General features: G+C 54.1%; 16 protein-coding genes and 1 pseudogene. 16 read left to right on the plus strand and 1 reads right to left on the minus strand.

Features of this window, described 5'->3' with window-relative positions; genetic code table 11:
* Positions 1–8: 8 nt before the first annotated feature.
* From rfbF to PRZ01_RS02765, 16 genes and pseudogenes are all read left to right on the plus strand, one after another.
* The gene (rfbF, locus tag PRZ01_RS02690; RefSeq protein WP_273595212.1) at positions 9–782 is read left to right on the plus strand and encodes a glucose-1-phosphate cytidylyltransferase; all 774 of its coding nucleotides are present in this window, start codon (positions 9–11) and stop codon (positions 780–782) included.
* Between the two features lie 2 nt (positions 783–784).
* A complete protein-coding gene (gene rfbG / locus PRZ01_RS02695) occupies positions 785–1,870 on the plus strand; it encodes a CDP-glucose 4,6-dehydratase (RefSeq protein WP_273595213.1) in 1,086 nt (361 codons plus the stop codon).
* Positions 1,867–3,231 carry a lipopolysaccharide biosynthesis protein RfbH gene (gene rfbH / locus PRZ01_RS02700; protein WP_273595214.1) on the plus strand — a complete coding sequence of 455 codons (1,365 nt, stop codon included), beginning with the start codon at positions 1,867–1,869 and terminating at the stop codon, positions 3,229–3,231. The genes rfbG and rfbH overlap by 4 nt, the downstream gene beginning before the upstream one ends.
* Before the next feature lie 22 nt (positions 3,232–3,253).
* A complete protein-coding gene (locus PRZ01_RS02705) occupies positions 3,254–4,171 on the plus strand; it encodes an NAD-dependent epimerase/dehydratase family protein (RefSeq protein WP_273595215.1) in 918 nt (305 codons plus the stop codon).
* On the plus strand, positions 4,168–5,205 hold the full coding sequence (locus PRZ01_RS02710) for a GDP-mannose 4,6-dehydratase (RefSeq protein WP_273595216.1): 1,038 nt from the start codon (positions 4,168–4,170) through the stop codon (positions 5,203–5,205). Before PRZ01_RS02705 ends, PRZ01_RS02710 begins: the two co-directional genes overlap by 4 nt.
* Positions 5,206–5,208: 3 nt before the next feature.
* Complete coding sequence (locus PRZ01_RS02715; protein ID WP_273595217.1) at positions 5,209–6,537, plus strand: lipopolysaccharide biosynthesis protein; 1,329 nt, start codon at positions 5,209–5,211, stop codon at positions 6,535–6,537.
* Positions 6,534–7,478 carry a glycosyltransferase family 2 protein gene (locus PRZ01_RS02720; protein ID WP_273595218.1) on the plus strand — a complete coding sequence of 315 codons (945 nt, stop codon included), beginning with the start codon at positions 6,534–6,536 and terminating at the stop codon, positions 7,476–7,478. Before PRZ01_RS02715 ends, PRZ01_RS02720 begins: the two co-directional genes overlap by 4 nt.
* 62 nt (positions 7,479–7,540) lie before the next feature.
* Entirely contained in the window at positions 7,541–8,356 is an 816-nt protein-coding gene (locus tag PRZ01_RS02725; RefSeq protein WP_273595219.1) for a glycosyltransferase family 2 protein, read from the plus strand.
* Positions 8,357–8,358: 2 nt separating this feature from the next.
* Positions 8,359–9,168: a hypothetical protein gene (locus PRZ01_RS02730; RefSeq protein ID WP_273595220.1), complete on the plus strand. Its 810-nt coding sequence runs from the start codon at positions 8,359–8,361 to the stop codon at positions 9,166–9,168.
* On the plus strand, positions 9,165–10,454 hold the full coding sequence (locus tag PRZ01_RS02735; RefSeq protein WP_273595221.1) for a hypothetical protein: 1,290 nt from the start codon (positions 9,165–9,167) through the stop codon (positions 10,452–10,454). The genes PRZ01_RS02730 and PRZ01_RS02735 overlap by 4 nt, the downstream gene beginning before the upstream one ends.
* A gap of 407 nt (positions 10,455–10,861) precedes the next feature.
* A pseudogene (locus PRZ01_RS19295) lies at positions 10,862–11,026 on the plus strand (DapH/DapD/GlmU-related protein); the annotation flags it as partial.
* A gap of 8 nt (positions 11,027–11,034) precedes the next feature.
* Positions 11,035–12,189: a glycosyltransferase gene (locus PRZ01_RS02745; protein WP_273595223.1), complete on the plus strand. Its 1,155-nt coding sequence runs from the start codon at positions 11,035–11,037 to the stop codon at positions 12,187–12,189.
* Positions 12,186–12,917 (plus strand): glycosyltransferase, encoded by a 732-nt coding sequence (locus tag PRZ01_RS02750; RefSeq protein WP_273595224.1) that lies wholly within the window; start codon positions 12,186–12,188, stop codon positions 12,915–12,917. The genes PRZ01_RS02745 and PRZ01_RS02750 overlap by 4 nt, the downstream gene beginning before the upstream one ends.
* 387 nt (positions 12,918–13,304) lie before the next feature.
* Positions 13,305–14,450 carry a class I SAM-dependent methyltransferase gene (locus tag PRZ01_RS02755; RefSeq protein WP_273595225.1) on the plus strand — a complete coding sequence of 382 codons (1,146 nt, stop codon included), beginning with the start codon at positions 13,305–13,307 and terminating at the stop codon, positions 14,448–14,450.
* Entirely contained in the window at positions 14,447–15,820 is a 1,374-nt protein-coding gene (locus PRZ01_RS02760) for a hypothetical protein (protein WP_273595226.1), read from the plus strand. Before PRZ01_RS02755 ends, PRZ01_RS02760 begins: the two co-directional genes overlap by 4 nt.
* Before the next feature lie 382 nt (positions 15,821–16,202).
* On the plus strand, positions 16,203–16,961 hold the full coding sequence (locus PRZ01_RS02765) for a hypothetical protein (RefSeq protein WP_273595227.1): 759 nt from the start codon (positions 16,203–16,205) through the stop codon (positions 16,959–16,961).
* Positions 16,962–17,077: 116 nt separating this feature from the next.
* On the opposite strand, the gene fcl is transcribed toward PRZ01_RS02765, so the two are convergent.
* Positions 17,078–18,073, minus strand: a complete 996-nt coding sequence (gene fcl / locus PRZ01_RS02770; protein WP_273595228.1) for a GDP-L-fucose synthase — start codon at positions 18,071–18,073, stop codon at positions 17,078–17,080.
* Positions 18,074–18,084 lie beyond the last annotated feature (11 nt).

Below are 18,084 nucleotides of genomic sequence, written 5' to 3' on the forward strand. Positions count from 1 at the left end.
CTTCACACATGAAAGCAGTCATTTTGGCCGGTGGCCTAGGTACCCGGCTCAGCGAAGAAACCGCCACCCGGCCCAAGCCCATGGTGGAAATTGGCGGCAAGCCGATTCTGTGGCACATCCTCAAAATGTACTCACAGCATGGAGTGAACGACTTCGTGATTTGCTGTGGCTACAAGGGCTATGTGATCAAGGAATACTTTGCCAACTACTTCCTGCACATGTCTGACGTAACGTTCGACATGCGCGAGAACCGCATGGACGTGCATCACAAGCGCGCGGAACCTTGGAAGGTGACCTTGGTTGACACTGGCGACGAATCAATGACAGGCGGTCGATTACGCCGGGTAGCAGAATACGTACGCGATGAAGAGGACTTCTGCTTCACCTATGGTGACGGCGTGGGTGACATCGACATCTCGGCCACCATTGCTTTTCATCGCGCCCATGGCAAGGCGGCAACCTTGACGGCAACTGCACCTCCCGGAAGGTTCGGTGCACTGGATATTCGCAACCAGCAGGTGATGAGCTTCAAAGAGAAGCCCAAGGGCGATGGCGCGGTGATCAATGGGGGCTTCTTCGTCCTCAAGCCAGAGGTATTAAAGTACCTTTCGAGCGACCAAGACGTGTGGGAACAAGAACCCCTGACCGGTCTCGCCGCCGACGAGCAATTGATGGCCTACGAGCACCAAGGTTTCTGGCAGCCGATGGACACCTTGCGAGACAAGCATTTGCTGGAGGAGTTGTGGGCCTCGGGCAAGGCGCCCTGGAAGATGTGGAAGTGAGCGTGAACAACAACTCTCAACCCATCAACCCCGACTTCTGGCGCGGCAAGCGCGTGCTGGTCACCGGGCATACGGGCTTCAAGGGCAGCTGGCTGAGTCTGTGGCTGCAATCCCTGGGCGCGAATCTGCATGGGCTGGCGCTGAGCCCGCCGACTGAACCCAATCTGTACACCGAAGCAAACGTGGGCGCCGGCATGGGCAGCACGATTGGCGATATTCGTGACTACGAAACCGTGCGGGCTTGCATGACCGCGGTTCAGCCGGAAGTCATCATCCACATGGCGGCGCAGCCGCTGGTGCGCTTGTCTTACAGCGAGCCGGTGGCCACCTATGCCACCAATGTGATGGGCACCGTACATGTGCTGGAGGCCGCGCGTACCGTGGGCAGCGCCAAAGCCATTGTCAACATCACCACCGACAAATGCTACGAAAACCGCGAGTGGGTCTGGGGCTACCGTGAGGACGAACCCATGGGCGGCCACGACCCCTACTCCAACAGCAAGGGCTGCGCAGAGTTGGTGAGCAGCGCCTACCGCAAGTCTTTCATGGCGAAGGCGGGCATTGCGCTGGCCACGGCACGCGCCGGCAATGTGATCGGCGGAGGCGACTGGGCTGCCGACCGCTTGGTGCCCGATATCTTGCAGGCGTTGGAGCAAGGCCGGCCGGTGCAGATCCGCAACCCGCACGCGATCCGCCCCTGGCAGCATGTGCTGGAACCCCTGTCTGGCTATTTGCTGCTGGCCGAGCAATTGTTCGAGCAAGGGCAGTTGGCGGCCGAGGGTTGGAACTTCGGTCCGCGTGACGAAGACGCCAAACCGGTGCAATGGATTGTCGAACGCATGTGCGCCGATTGGGCAAAAACCGGCACGCCAGCGCGCTGGGAGTTGCAACCCGGCGAGCACCCGCACGAGGCCCACTTTCTGAAGCTGGACATCTCCAAAGCACGCCAGCGCCTGCACTGGGCGCCGCGCTGGTCACTGGAAGCCACGCTCTCCCACATCATCGAATGGCACCAGGCCTGGCGTGCTGGCCAAGACATGCACGCCCTGTGCCTGAAACAAATTTCTCAATATTCCGAGTCCGCATGAGCACGAACACCACCGCCACCACCACCGTGGCCCCCATCGCCTTCAACCCCCAACTTGACAAGCTGCGCAGCCAGATCAGTGAGCTGGTGCAGCAATACGCCGACATCGCCCACGCACCCAAACCGTTCGTGCCGGGCGTGAGTGCGGTGCCGGTCTCGGGCAAGGTCATTGGTGCCAAAGAATTGCAGTTGATGGTCGAAGCGTCGCTGGACGGCTGGCTCACCACGGGCCGCTTCAACACCGCGTTTGAGCAGCGCCTGGCCGGCTTTTTGGGCGTGAAGTACTTGATCACGGTGAACTCGGGCTCCTCCGCCAATCTTGTCGCCTTCTCGACTCTCACCAGCCCGCGCCTGGGCGAGCGCGCCATCAAGCCGGGAGATGAAGTCATTGGCGTGGCAGCGGGCTTTCCGACCACGGTGAACCCGATTCTGCAATTCGGCGCGGTGCCGGTTTTTGTGGACGTGGATCTCGCCACCCACAATATCGACGCCAGCCTGATCGAGGCAGCCATCACGCCCAAAACCAAGGCCATCATGCTCGCGCACTCGCTGGGCAACCCCTTCAACCTCGACGTGGTCACCACCCTGTGCAAGAAGTACAACTTGTGGCTGGTAGAAGACTGCTGCGACGCGCTGGGCGCCACCTACAAGGGGCAGATGGTGGGCACCTTTGGCGACATCGGCACCTTGAGCTTCTACCCCGCGCACCACATCACCATGGGTGAAGGCGGTGCGGTGTTTACCAATAACGCTGAACTCAAGCTGATTGCGGAGTCCTTCCGCGACTGGGGCCGCGACTGCTACTGCCCCCCCGGCAAAGACAACACCTGCGACAAGCGCTTCTGCTGGCAACTGGGTGATCTGCCTCAGGGCTACGACCACAAATACACCTACAGCCACCTCGGCTACAACCTCAAAATCAGCGATATGCAGGCCGCCTGCGCCTTGGCGCAAATGGACCGCGTGGATGAGTTCATCGCCAAACGGCGGGCCAACTTCGCCTACTTGAAAGCCCGCCTGGCCGGCTGCACAGAGTTTTTGCACCTGCCCGAAGCCACGCCGGATTCAGAGCCTTCGTGGTTCGGCTTTCCGCTGATCCTGAAAGCCAGCAGCGGCATCCAGCGTGCCGACCTGATCAACTTCCTGGACCAGAACAAGATCGCCACGCGCTTGCTCTTCGCCGGCAATTTGACCAAGCAGCCGTACATGATTGGCCGCAACTTCCGCGTCAGCGGCAGTTTGGTCAATACCGACGTGGTGATGAACCAGACCTTCTGGCTAGGCACCTTCCCGGCGCTTGGCGAGCCGCAGCTGGACTACATTGCCGACAAGCTGGAAGAATTCTTCGGCCTGAATTTCTGATCGTCCCAAGGACGCAACGGATATGCGGATTCTCCTGACCGGCGCCACGGGCTTTCTCGGCAGCGCGCTGGCCCACCATTGGCACGCCCAGGGTCATGTGTTGATGCTGCCCCTACGGCCCGCATCACACACTTGGCGCATAGCGGCCCTGCTGCCCCATACTCGACATGTCCAATGGGTGCGGGTACAGGGCCAGGACGAACTGCCGGGCTTGGTCGAATCCTTCGCCCCCGAAGCCGTCGTCCACACCGCCTGCACCTACGGGCGCCTGGGCGAAACCGCCTTGAATGTTTTGGATGCCAATGTTCGCTTCGGCATGGCCTTGCTCGAAGGCGTGTTGCGCCTGAACAAGGCCGACCCGCCTTGCACCTTTCTGAACACCGGCACGGTGCTAGCGCCGGAGGTCAGCCTCTACGCGCTCAGCAAAACCCAGTTCTCACACTGGGGGGCGGCGCTGGCTGAGCAACATCCGGCGGCCTTGCAGTTCATCAACATTCGCCTGCAGCAGATGTATGGCCCGGGCGATGACCGCAGCAAGTTCACCACGCACATTCTGGAGAGCTGCCGCCGCAACGAAGCGCGCTTGGCACTCACGCCTGGCGAGCAGCGGCGCGACATGATCCATGTGGCCGATGTGGTCAGCGCCTACGATTGCATCCTGCAGCAGCACCGCAGCTTTGCGCCAACTGACACCATCGACGTCGGATCGGGCCTCGCCCCGCGGGTGCGCGACTTTGCAGAACTGGCCAAGCAACTCACCCTTGCCGACACGCTACTGGACTTCGGCGCCGTGCCCTACCGCGCCAACGAGGCCATGCATTGCGTGGCCGACACCACCCGATTGGGCGAACTCGGCTGGCGCCCCGCCTTTGACCTTGAATCCGGGCTGCGACACACGCTTGAACACAGCCCAGCAACAGCGAGAGAAACTCACCCATGAAACTCCTCATCACCGGCGGCTGCGGCTTTCTGGGCAGCAACCTGGCCGCCCACGCGATTGAACAAGGCATTGACCTCTGCGTGTTCGACAACCTGTATCGCCAGGGCTCGCAAAGCAACCTGGAATGGCTGCGCAAACAGGGTCGTTTTGAATTCGTGCATGGCGACATCCGCAACGCCAACGATGTGCAACGCCTGATCCAGCGCATCAAGCCCGACGCCATCTTCCACCTTGCGGGCCAGGTGGCCATGACCACCTCCATCGCCGACCCGCGCATGGACTTCGAAGTGAACGCGCTGGGCACATTGAACGTGTTGGAGGCCGTGCGGCAACACGTCCCCAAGGCGGCGGTCGTCTACTCATCCACCAACAAGGTCTACGGCGATCTGGAGCAATACGCCTTTGAAGAAACCGCCACCCGCTACATCTGCACCGACCACCCCCGGGGCTTTGATGAAAGCACCCCGCTGGACTTTCATTCGCCCTATGGTTGCTCCAAAGGCTCAGCCGACCAATACCTGCGCGACTACCACCGCATCTTCGGCCTGAATACCGTAGTGTTCCGCCATTCCTCCATGTACGGCGGCCGCCAATTTGCCACCGCCGACCAAGGCTGGATCGGCTGGTTCTGCCAAATGGCCGCCGAGACCCGGGCCGGCAAGCGCACCGAGCCCTTCACCATCTCCGGCAACGGCAAGCAAGTGCGCGACGTACTGCACGCCGAAGACATGGTGTCGCTGTACTACGCTGCACTCAAGCACATCGATGCCGCCGCCGGCCAGGCCTTCAACATTGGCGGCGGTATTGACAACAGCCTCTCGCTGCTGGAGTTGTTCAAGCTGCTCGAAGACGAGATTGGGCAGCCGCTGCAATACCGCCACTTGCCCCCACGGGAAAGTGATCAGCGGGTGTTTGTGGCGGATATTTCAAAGGCCACTACCCACCTGGGCGGATGGACGCCTGAGGTCTCGGCCACCACAGGTGTTGCCAAAATGTTGGCATGGGTAGAAGACATGATTTCCCGTAGCGCCTGAGCCGTGAGTGGCGTGATAACCGAAAGCAGTCGCTCCCGTTCGCGACGGGTGGTGCAGCAAGCCGGCTTTGGCATCGTTTTACGCTTTGGGTCTGTGGCCGCCACCATGATGGCTACCCCGATGATGTTGACCTTAATGGGCTCGCGGCAGTTTGGCGTCTGGCTAGTTTTGTTGTCAGTGCTTCAATGGATCTCATTGTTCGACCTAGGAGTTTCTGCGGGCGCCCGCAACGAGATCGCACGTGCAGTAGCAAGCAACAATCCAAACAACGTACGGCAAGCTGTTACCACCGGATGGTGGTACGTCATGGTCGTTTCGGCCAGCTTGTTTGCGTTGTCGGCGCTGGCTTTGACCCTCACACCGGCGCAGCAATGGCTTGAGCAAAATGTCTTCAAGGGAGTAGATGCGGGCGGCGCGCTTTGGCTGGTTCTAACTTGTGCATGCTTGTCGTTCGGTTTGGGCTACATACAAAGTGTGTTTGCCGCCTTAGAAAAGGCCTCTGCCTTCTCACTCTTTTCGCTGGGTACCAATGTACTTTTTTTAGCGCTATTGGCCTTGGCGAAATGGTTCTCGTGGACAAGCATGGCTCACATCGCCTTGCTTTACCTAGTTGCTGTTGTCGCAAGCAATCTCTGGCTGATTGCAAGGTTTTTTTCAGCATATCCGCATTACACACCCAGGCGCGCGTCCTTTGACCGCACGCGGCGAGCCTCAATCATGAACTTCGGCCTTCGGTTGTTCGTGGTTCAACTGGCTGCCTTAGTGATTTTCACTACATCGCGCTTGATGGCGAGCACACTGCTCGGACCTGAAAGTGTCGTCATCTACGATGCCGGTTTTAAGCTATTTTCTTTAATTACCATGATTCACACATTAATCATGGGAACACTGTGGTCAAGTTTCACACAGGCTTATGAGCGTAAAGAAATGGAGTGGATTCGCCGCAGCCTGATTCGCCTAGTGCAAATGATGTTACCGGTCGTCGCCAGTTGCCTCGTAATGGCATGGATTGCGCCATGGCTGGTTTCAAAATGGCTGGGAAGTTCTCAAGCCGCTTCGCTGGGATTCTATCTTCTGTTTGCCGCAGTAACTGCATTCAGTTGCTGGAGCAACATCTTCGCGTATTTCCTCAACGGCATAGGTGACACAAAGCTACAAATGTTTTCTGCAATTATTGCCGGCTTGATCAATATTCCCGCGACCTACCTTTTCACTGTGAAATTTGAATTGGGTATTTCCGGCCTATTACTAGGTACGTTGGTGTCACTCAGTTTATTTTCCATTCTTGGGCCGCTCAAGGCTCTACAGCTAGTCAAGAAGAACCATGTATGAGCGCAGCTCTCGTAAGTATCCTGATTCCTGCCTATAACCGCGCCGGCCTCATCGGCCAAGCTATTCGATCTGCCTTAGCTCAGACCTATCCAGCCATTGAAGTGATTGTGGTGGACAACGCAAGCACCGACAACACCTGGCACGAAATTCAAGAAGTCGCTCGAACTGACACGCGAGTTCGAGTCTTTCGAAATGACAGCAACTTGGGTCCGGTGCGCAACTGGATCGAATGCGTTCGTCATGCGAAGGGGATTTACGGAAAAATTCTTTGGTCAGATGATCTGATTTCACCTGAATTCTTGACTCGCTGCGTACCCTATTTGGAGTCAACCGAGGTTGGTTTTGTATATACGTCGGCACTAATCTTCAACGACAAAATTCCTGCCGATCAGTCCCGAGAGTTTTACAACCATTTACCGACAGGTAGTCATCATTGCTGGAAGTTCATTGAGGGCGCACTACTTGGGGAGCACTATCCATATTCACCAGGCTGTGCAATCTTCAGAACCCGTGATCTTGCAAAAAACCTCCGGGACAATGTTCCTAACTCGATAGGCAGTGATTTCAGCCAACATGGGATCGGCATCGATTTTTTGCTATTTCTGCTGACAGCCAATGACTACCCGAAGTTCGCCACGATAAACGAACCACTTGCATTATTTCGCGATCATGAAGATTCGATATCGACAAAATCGGGAGGGGGGCGCCTAATTTTGCATTACGACATAGTTCGGGCCTACTTCGTACATCAACACGCAGGGAATAAACAACTCCAATCAAAATTAAACTCTTTGCTTTGGATGCACCTTAGGCGTTTCGATGGCCGACCGTACGGCATTCTCGGTGTGAGAGATTTTTATCCAGAGCCCATAACTACAAAATTTAATTTTCTATTCTTTATAAATTGGTTTTTACGCCATCTCCGCTTAAGCTTCGCATGATACGTTGAGCCATGAGTTTGTCATTCATTTATAGTCAACTAGCCAGATACAAACATTAGGCCTTGAAAAAACTTGTTTTCAAAAAAAATATTGTGGATTATCTAGATGCGCCAACAGCCACGCCAGCGTCAACACGACTGACGGGGGGGCGTCGTCTTCACGATCCAACCACGGAAAACTCCATGCCATGCATTACCGTGATTACGGTAGTATTCAATGGCGGAGATCAATTGAAGTCAACAATTGAGAGCGTACTTGCCCTACAAAGGACAGATATCGAATATGTTATCGTTGACGGAGGCTCCTCCGACAACACTGTCGATATTCTACGCATGTACGATAGTCGCCTAGACTACTGGGTCAGCGAACCCGATGCTGGTATCTATGACGCGATGAACAAGGGGATCACCCTCGCTCGCGGTCGATTCGTCTATCACCTCAACATTGGCGACAAATTATTGGCGATTCCGACGCAGCTATCGAACGATGTTCCGGATGATGTCGCATGTATCGCCGGTCAGGTGCGGATTAATCATGGCAAGATTCATATACCATCAATCGGATTCAGCCTGAAACTGCACAATACCTTGCACCATCAGGGGTGCTTCTATCGACGAAATTCTCAGCTTCGATATGACCTGACATACAGAGTTTTTTCTGATTTCGATCTAAACCAGCGGCTTGTGAAGGCTGGACAAACGGTATTAATTTGCCAAGATATCGTAGCGATTCACGATGAGGGAGGCATCTCCCACACAACCAAGCGTTTCAGCGAGGTTTTTCAGATCATTCGAAAAAATGAAGGGGTCATCTGGGTTGCTCTCTCTTACAGTTATTTCAAGCTGCGGGGCCTGCGCCACCGTCTGATCGGGACCTGAACATGCGAGTGCTCGCATTGGTTGTCGTCTATGGCGCCGACCCACTAAAGACAACTTCACTTTGTACGCTACTAGCGACAGACTTCCCACGTAGCAACCTGCGCATTCTCGTGTGGGACAACTCACCATCCCCGCTAAACAATATTGCGCCATTGACGGACGCCGGTGTGGCATACCGATCGACGCCGGAGAACTTGGGGCTGTCTGTCATTTACAACCACGTGATTAAGACTGATCTGCAAGATGGCGAGCATCTGCTGCTGCTCGATCAGGACACCACGTTACCAACGAACTTCCTGGCTAGGTGCGATGCTGCAGTGCGTCAACATCCGGACATTGCATTGTTCCTCCCAATGATCAGGGCCAACTCCAACTGGGTCAGTCCGCTAAGCTACGCTCTAGGTTGGGGCCGATATTGGCCAGCGCCAAAAGCAGGCCGAATGAGCTCCCGCAAAATTTGTGCAATCAACAGTGGCATGCTCATCTCGTCGACCTACCTCAAGGAGGCCTGCCCGGGTTATGACGAGCGCCTTCGTTTCTATGGTACGGACACGCAATTCATGTTGGATTATATGGATCGCTGTGCTGAATTGGTGGTACTCGACCTGCATTTGGAACATGACTTGAGCTTCTTCTCTGATTCTGTGCAGAACCGCGCGGAGAAATTCAATACAATGCGCGCAGCCTATCGGTATATCTACGAAGGTCGGCCTATTTGGCAGCGATTCGGCGTTGCGATGGTGATGCAACTGGTGTCGATTACCTACGCTGTTCGGTATCGTGAATTGGCATTCCTGAGGTTACTGAGTTGAACTTCATTGATGAACACCTGTGGGCGATGCTTGCCGCTGTCTTGGCGACCGCGTTCGGGCAACTCTGGCTGATTCGACGTTACGTCAACAATATCGCCGATCCACTTGTATTTTTCACGCTGACTTCGGCGTTCTCGCTCGGCCTTGGCTCCTACGCAACGGGGTCACACGCGATATATGCCCGTATCCTCCTGTACTTTTTCTGTTTTTATCTAGGCTTCCTGCTTGGCAATCGACGGGCATTGCCACCGGTGGTGCCGCTGAAACTGGAATCGGGAGGGCGTCACTTCAAAACCATAGTCGTTACCAGTTGCCTTATCTTCTTCTTATCCAATGTAATCATCTGGGTTCAGTCAGGCACGATCCTTCTCTCTGACGACCCCAGTTTGCAGAAGAGTGTGGCCTATGAAGGTGGGCTGGGCTTCATTCGCCGAATTAACTGGGGCTTGGGCGTTTTTGCACTAATAGCTGCGATCTATTGGTGGCTGTGGGAACGCAGTTTAGTGTCGTTAATATGCGCATGTGTTGCCATGTTGACAAGCTTTACCGGCGGGGGCAAAAGTGCTCTGTTGCCATTAATCTTTGCACTTGGCCTGTATTTTTTAAACCCATTTCAACCCGCGCGCAAAGGCCGCCACATACCTAGCCGACGATTGCTTGTAGGCGCGCTGCTACTAGGTGCGGTGCCCGTGGCAGTTGTGCTGCTCATCGAAGGGGATTCCCCACAAGCGGCGATAGATGCTCTACTAGTACGTCTTTTCTTCTCTGGCGACATTCTCCTTTACTGGGGCCAACCGGACCTGCGCGCGCATTTCTCCTACCTTGGGCCGATCGATTATTTTCGGGACTCTCTTGGCTCAGTCCTTGGCATGCTTCGAATGAGTGATTACGCTACCCCAATCGGAAATCAATTCGTTCAATACTCACTGCCAGTTGGTTACGATTTTTCAGAGTCTCTTGGCCCTAACCTGCCGTTCTATGTCCGTGGTGAGTTGTATTTTGGGCCGTGGCTCGCACCGATCCATGCCGTGTTTATTGGCTTGATAATTGGTCAGATTCGCGCACTCTTTGTTCGCTATCGCGGCAACAGTCCACTGCGTTATAGCCTAGCGGCATTTGCCATTTGTCTGGCAGGAGCCCTGCCCATTGAGGAGGGGTTGGCCATCGGCCAAGTTGTGGATTTTCTATTGGTATTCGGCCCTATTTATGCCCTAGCCTCATTACTCCAAGGCACAGCAGCACGATCACGGTCGATCACTACATATCGTGCAAATCAGAAAGCTTAGTTCCAATGTTAAGAAGGTATGGTTTCTTTGGCCTCGTCGGCCTCACCGGTCATTGGCTGTTGACTAGGCTGTTCTTTCCGGGGGCCCGATTGATTCGCTTCCCAATCTATGTGCGTGGCCGCTACGCAATGAACTTCGGATCTAGGCTCACCACCGGGAGGCACGTGCGCCTGGATGCCGCACCGATTAGACACGGAGCGCCTGTACTGGTATTTGGCAAGGATGTTCAACTCAACGATTCAGTGCATATCGGTGCGGTTGAACTCGTGGAGATCGGCGATAACACTTTGATCGCAAGCCGGGTATTCATTACCGACCACAGCCATGGTTGCTACAGTGGAGTCGACGCAGCGTCTATCCCCGAAGTACCACCAGAGCAGCGGCCAATCGTAACGAGGCCGGTGCGAATCGGTCGCAACGTTTGGCTGGGTGAACAGGTATGTGTGCTGCCCGGTGTCACCATCGGTGATGGGGCCATCGTAGGCGCGAATGCAGTCGTCACGCATGACGTCCCACCAAATACCATCGTGGCCGGAAATCCCGCCCGCGTTATCAAGAAATTCGACAGCGAGGCTGGTTTATGGCTCCCCGTATAACTTGCCAAACAGTGGTCATTTCTGCGGTAAATTTCACCGAGGGCGGACCGCTTACAGTGCTCCGCGAAAGCTTGGCTGCTGCGGTCCGCACATTACCCGATGACTGGGACATTGTGGCGGTTGTTCATTGCAAAACGCTGATCGACCTGCCCCGAATTCGAGTGGTGGAAATCCCAGACGCCAAACGCGCGTGGTGGCGCAGGCTACGCTGGGAATGGCTTGGGGCTCTCCAACTATCCCGAGAACTCCAACCAGATCTCTGGCTTTCTCTGCATGACATCACTCCGCGGGTTCTAGCGAAGCGCCAAGCGGTGTACTGCCACAATCCAGCCCCGTTTTATAAACTCAAGCCGCGCGAGATGCTCCTAGAGCCAACATTGCTGCTGTTCAACCTCTTCTATGCACGCCTGTATCGGACACTGATTCAACGCAATCACCACGTGATCGTGCAGCAAGAATGGCTGCGCCAGGAATTTCTTCGACGATTCGGTCAGTTGCCTATGGTCGTTGCGCACCCGTCACTTGATACCTTGCCCCAACACGGAAGGATACGAACAAATTCCCCCTGCATATTCCTGTATCCAGCCTTAGCTCGGGTATTTAAAAACCTGGAAATTCTCGGCGAAGCAGCTGTGCTCTTGCACAAGCGGGGCGTCACTGGCTTCGAAATTCGGATGACGGTAGATGGCAGTGAAAATCGGTATGCCCGTTGGTTGAAAGACCGCTATGGGAAAACACCAGGCATAAGTTTTTTGGGGAGGCAGGACAGTATCCAAATGCAATCGCACTATCGCGAAGCCAACGCGCTTGTTTTCCCCAGTCGATTGGAAACCTGGGGCTTGCCCATCACCGAGGCCAAACAGCACGGCTTGCCGATGCTGGTGGCTGATGCACCTTATGCACGGGAGACTGTTAGCACCTATGACTTGGTGAGCTTCTTCAATCCAGACGCCGCCGGCCAGTTGGCGGATCAGATGGAAGCAATTATCCAGGGTGCTTGGCGGCCTGACGGCAATACTCGGCAAGCACCGGCGCAGCCTTTTGCCGCGCATTGGGATGGACTCTGGCGACTGCTGATCGACACTCCCCGTTCAGCGACAGATTCCGCCATCACCGCTGTCGAAAGTGCCGCAAAATGACCCCTTCTTATAGAGTGAGCCTATCGATCGTAAGCCACGGGCAAGGCCACCTGATCAAATACCTACTGGAAGATAGTCGTAGCTTCACGGGCCCCAATTTCGAGATTCTGCTGACCATCAACATCCCCGAGGACATGTCCTTCCTATCCGATTTCAAGGATTTGCAAATCACGGTAATCGAGAACCTACAGCCCAAGGGGTTCGGTGAAAACCACAACGCCGCCTTTGCTTGCAGTCGGGGTGAGCTATTTGCCATTGTGAATCCAGACATCCGTGCACCAAAGCTAGACCTCACAGCACTTACCTCCGTCGCTGCAAGCCCTAAGGTCGGTGCATGCGCCCCCCGTGTATTAAGCGCCGCGGGCACGACGGAAGATAGCGCCCGCCGCTTCCCGACCATTCCTCGCCTACTGAAACGAGTGTTGTTGCGTCGCAAGAGTCCCGATTACGACCTTAGCAGTCGTAGCCAAGTACCGGTCGATTGGGTGGCGGGGATGTTCGTTGTGTTCCCCCGTGCAACGTACCAAACTGTCGGCGGCTTTGATACGCGCTACTTTATGTATATGGAAGACGCAGACATTTGCAGGCGGCTACGACGACGTGGCTATGAGATCATAGTGGACGGTTCGACCAGCGTCATTCACGACGCAAGGCGCGCCAGTCGCCGGAACCTGCAGCACCTGTCTTGGCACGCCCGAAGCGCGCTGCGTTTCCTCACGGGCCTCTAAGAAGAAATCTATCAATATGAAATGCCGTCCCACCATTTTTCTCGCGGGACTCCTGTTGACCCCTATGTATGCTTGGGCATATATAGACCCAGGTAGCGGCATGCTCGCATGGCAAGGACTCATTGCTGGCGTCGGCGCTTTGATCGTATTTGTTCGGAATCCAATCCAGACAATCAAGGAGTTGATCAACCGCTTCCGTCGCAAATGAGAGATCCAGCAGCGTCGCTGCACTTTGAAACAAATCACGTTACCCGTAATCTCCACCAACCGGTGGCGCCGGGCGACTGGTTGACGTCTAGCCTAGCGCAGCGCTGGATAGCGCGAGGCGACTTGGTACCCTTCGAACTGAGGGACGATGTCACGGCGGTAGCGAAGCGGATTCCCTTCGTGTCGCATCCCTATGAGTGGTGTGACACACAATTCCACGCGGCTGCCCGTCTCACCCTACGCTTACAAAATGAAGCCGTTCTCGAGGGCTACGACCTCAAAGACGCATCGGCGTGGAACATATTGTTCGACGGCACACGCCCAATTTTTTGCGATTTACTCTCATTCCAGCGCCTAGAAAGTCGGCGCTGGTGGGCCGCCGGCCAGTTCGCACGTCACTTTATTTTTCCGCTTCTATTGTCTCAACGCCGTGGTTTGCGAGCAAATCAGGCCTTCCTGACCTGGCGTGACGGCGTACCACAGGAAGTAGCCCGGAAAATGCTGGGGCCGGTACGCTTCCTGACCCGCTACTGGCCACTCATGGCAAATGGTAGCGACGCCCCCTTGGTTGCCGCAGCGATCCGAGAAGGAACGCCGTTGCAACTCGATCCCATTCGACGCTTCAGGGGGGGCTTGCATCAGTCCTTCGAATGGATGCTGAACGGTGTCAGTCCTCACAACAGCATCGCCGATCAAACAGTCTGGCAGGACTACGCTGAGAACCGCATTCATTACAGCGAAGCTGACTTGACGGTAAAGCGGAGCCACGTATCTTCTTGGATATCAGGTATAAAACCGCGTTGGGTCATTGACCTCGGCTGCAATTCAGGGGAGTTTTCGCGTATAGCACTGACGACCGGTGCCAAGGTGGTGGCCGTCGATGGTGACCATGGTGCGGTGTCACGCATGTTCGACACTGAAGAACGTCAGCTGTTCCCTCTGGTCACCAACTTGGACGACATACAAGGTGGGCGAGGTTGGCTCGGCCGAGAGCATCCAGGCCTACCGGAGCGACTGACCGGTCATGCCGACCTAGTGCTTATGCTGGCGTTGATACACCACCTTTCCATCGGCGCGTCGATCCCCTTGGATGAAGTTGCTCAACTGGTGGCTCACTGGACCCGCCGGTGGGCCATCGTTGAGTTTATTGCGCCTAACGATCCCCAACTGGAGTTGCTTTGCACGCAGCGCGGTAGGGTGGCGGCTGAGGTATCTCTTGCACATCAACGCCACGCCTTTGAATTGGCTGGGTTCATTGTTCGCGAAGCTGTGTCTTTACCCTCAAGGCATCGCACGTTGACCCTACTGGAGAAAGTCAAGGCATGAGCACCCCCCGACGCGTAGCTTGGCCTATCTTGTTGGTTCTTATGTCTGCAATCGCCGATGTGGTAATGGTTGATCAATACTATCAACTTGCAACCGAGACCTCACGTTTTCTGACATTACTCGTCGGCACAACGATCACACTTATGACGTTGGCGATTTCCGCCTGCATTCGGCGCGTTGATTTACGAAACGCCCTGGGCAGTACGTCACTCGGCATATCGATAGTTCTTTGGTGCTGGCTGATTTTACTACCACGCACGCCGCTCCATCTATATACAACCACCCCAGTGGTTATATTATTTTTAGCGACAGCGATATTATCAACAACCTATATATGCAAACTACTTCTCAAACAACCTAGTACCCAGTGGCTAAAGGCCCTCACGCTAAGTAGTATCGGTTTCGTTTTTAGCCAACCGCTGCTGGCCGACCTCAATAGCAAGTCTTACCAGTGGCCCGCTCGAAAGGAATTGAGCGGAAATTTGAACTTGGTGGTCGCACCTAAAAACGGACGGACTGCAACGGTCTTCCTCCTTCTCGACGAGTTAAACGGCAGCGCTGCACAACCATTTGTCAACGAATTACGTCAGCTTGGCATGGAGGTAAGTGTCCAGCAGCTTGTGCCTATAGCCTTAGCAACGTCCAAAGTTGTACCGACAATGTGGACAGGCTTGGAATTCTCTAGCGCTCGCCCTTGCAGTTTCACCGCTATCTGCAGCGGAACCCACGTTCTCGATTTCGCCAAGGTCACCGCCAGTCGCCCTGACGTCGATGTGGTGGGGTTTTATCACCCGTACTGCGCTATGCGAGGCCTGCGCTATTGTCAGCGTCCGCCCAGCGTCAAAGTCCTGCGCAACCCGGAACGCTGGATCTGTGCGGTCACCAAGGCATTTGCCTCTGCTCAGCGCACATCCTGCAACACACAACACCATGATGCCTGGGCGCAATTCCGTCAATCAATAGATCAAGCCATATGGGCTGCGCCGATCTGGCAACAAGGTGGGTTGCTATACGCACACGTACCCCTGCCCCACCCCCCAGGCGACTCCAAAGAGGACTCGTTAAGCCTGGAATATGAAAATAATTTAAACCAAGCGCACAATCTTGTCACCAAAATCGCAAACCGACTGATCGAAGGGCGATTCGATGCAGTCACCTTTGTAATATTCTCCGATCACCCTTTACGACGTTCCCTTTGGTGCGATAACGGCAGCTATTCAACGCGCGCATGTAAGTCAGAAAATAGGAATCAAGAAAAAACTGTGCCGCTGATCTCCGCCACACTACCATTCAGCCCAGGCCATTTCGAAGCAATGCAAGGCAATGAAGATATTTTTAGCTTAACACGCTCAAGTAACCACGTACAGTGAAGACTCAGAAGGACCTTAGGTGGAATTCGCCAAAAGATGGGCGCGGACTCAATCGCGTAGCCCGACTACTTGTGCTGACCACGGCGGACTACAACTTGGAGCACGTACCAAGCTTAGGGCAAGTAATCCTGCTGGATGCAAGGGCCGGAATCAGCGTCAAGCCCATCGCAAAGCAAAGCAAAGCAAAGCAAAGATAAATCGAGAAAATTCGGACCAAAATTTCGCATTGAAAGATTATTAATAGAAGTGCGGGCTCAAGGCACCCTGAGTCTCAAAAATTGGTTGTATTTGGAAAAATTTTATTGCAAGTAAATTGCACGTATTCAGAAATAAACGCACACTCAACATATTAACTGCACAACCAACGACTGGAACGTAAAATATGACCCCACTTCAAGTAGAAATAACTGAAAATTTACTAGATACAATAACAACAAAACTCAACGAAAGCGGTTTTTTTTGCATCGAAAATGCATTCAAATCAAATACCATCAAAGAATGGAAATCAGAGATAAAAAGTTTACTGGAGGTGCATGGAAACAGATATTTTTCCCTTATCCAACCATGGGTCGATGAAAGTTCAAAATTTCGCTGCCTTGCATTTGATGATAATTTTAGAAAATTGCTTCACGGCCTAACCCAGCGAGGACTAGAGGAAGGAAACTCAAATAATGAAATTTATAACGTTTTACGAGTCATTGCCGGAAAGAATCACAACGAGCAGTCATTGAAATTTCATTTCGATGCATCAGTAGTAACTGTCTTAATTCCACTTGAAATACCTCCTGGGAACCCCGAAGAATCCGGCGCACTCGTAGCATTCCCGAACCTGAGAAAGATCAGATCAAGTTCCCTTGTTAATGGCTTGGAGAAGGCTCTCTACCAAAATCCTATAGCAAGAAAATTCTTTGCCTCGAAGATAAAAAACAGAACATCCGAGAAAAACATTTACAATCTCGAAGTTGGAAATATATATATATTCTGGGGATACCGAACACTCCATGCCAATTTAGCATGTAAGGAAGACTCTCTCCGAGCAACACTGCTTTTCCATCATGGCGACCCCCACAAGGGATCGACACTTACGTCTTTTATTAAATGGACGAGGCGACTCCGAGAGAGTAGGAACCTGAATCAATAGAAATACCGCACGCCTCAACACCAATTGATTGCGTGCAATTTACGTCTTAGCACATTTCAAATCAACACGCGGCCATTTCGACACAGATCAAACAAACATTACGGCCGCAACTCAATTTACTTACGTAAAGTGACGCTTTTTTTCAATGCTTCACTAACAAACCATCTATAGGTCGACCTCAAGCCATCCTCCAACCCGATACTCGCCTGCCACCCCAATTTCTCCAACCGAGAAACATCCATCAATTTGCGGGGCGTACCGTCCGGCTTGCTGCTGTCAAAGCCGAGTGCGCCACTGAATCCAGTCACCCGGGCCAGGCTCTCCGCCAATTCACGAATGCTGCAATCCACACCTGTCCCCACGTTGATGTGAGACAGCATAGGTTGCGTGTGTGCCTTGTAATCAGCGTCATCCAACTCAAGCACGTGTACGCTGGCCGACGCCATATCGTCCACGTGCAAAAACTCACGCATGGGCCTACCGCTGCCCCAAATCACCACTTCGGTCGCGTTCTGCTGCACGGCTTCGTGAAAGCGTCGCATCAGGGCCGGGATAACATGTGAGTTTTCAGGGTGGAAATTGTCGCCCGGGCCATACAAATTGGTGGGCATGACACTGCGATAGTTCCGACCGTGCTGGCGGTTGTAGCTTTCGCAAAGCTTGATGCCCGCAATCTTTGCAATGGCATACGGCTCGTTAGTAGGCTCCAGCACACCGGTGAGCAAGGCTTCTTCGCGCATAGGCTGCTCAGCCATGCGGGGATAAATACAGGATGATCCCAGGAACAGCAAATGCTGCACACCGGTTTGATGTGCAGCATTGATGACGTTCGCTTCGATCATCAAATTCTCGAACAGAAAGTCCGCGGGATAGGTGTTGTTAGCATGAATGCCGCCTACCTTGGCCGCAGCCAACACCACGGCACCAATTTTCCGATCCCGAAAGAATTGCTGGACTGCGGTTTGTGAGCAAAGATCCAATTCGTCGCGGCCAGCGGTGATGACCTGCTGATATCCCAAAGCGTGAAGGCGCCGCACTATTGCGGCCCCAACCATTCCACGATGACCCGCCACAAAAACAGGCATTGAGCGCAGCGGCGAAATCGCATTCATAGGCGCTGACA

This window comes from Roseateles koreensis, from assembly GCF_028595305.1.
Classification (GTDB): Bacteria; Pseudomonadota; Gammaproteobacteria; order Burkholderiales; family Burkholderiaceae_C; genus Paucibacter_A; species Paucibacter_A koreensis.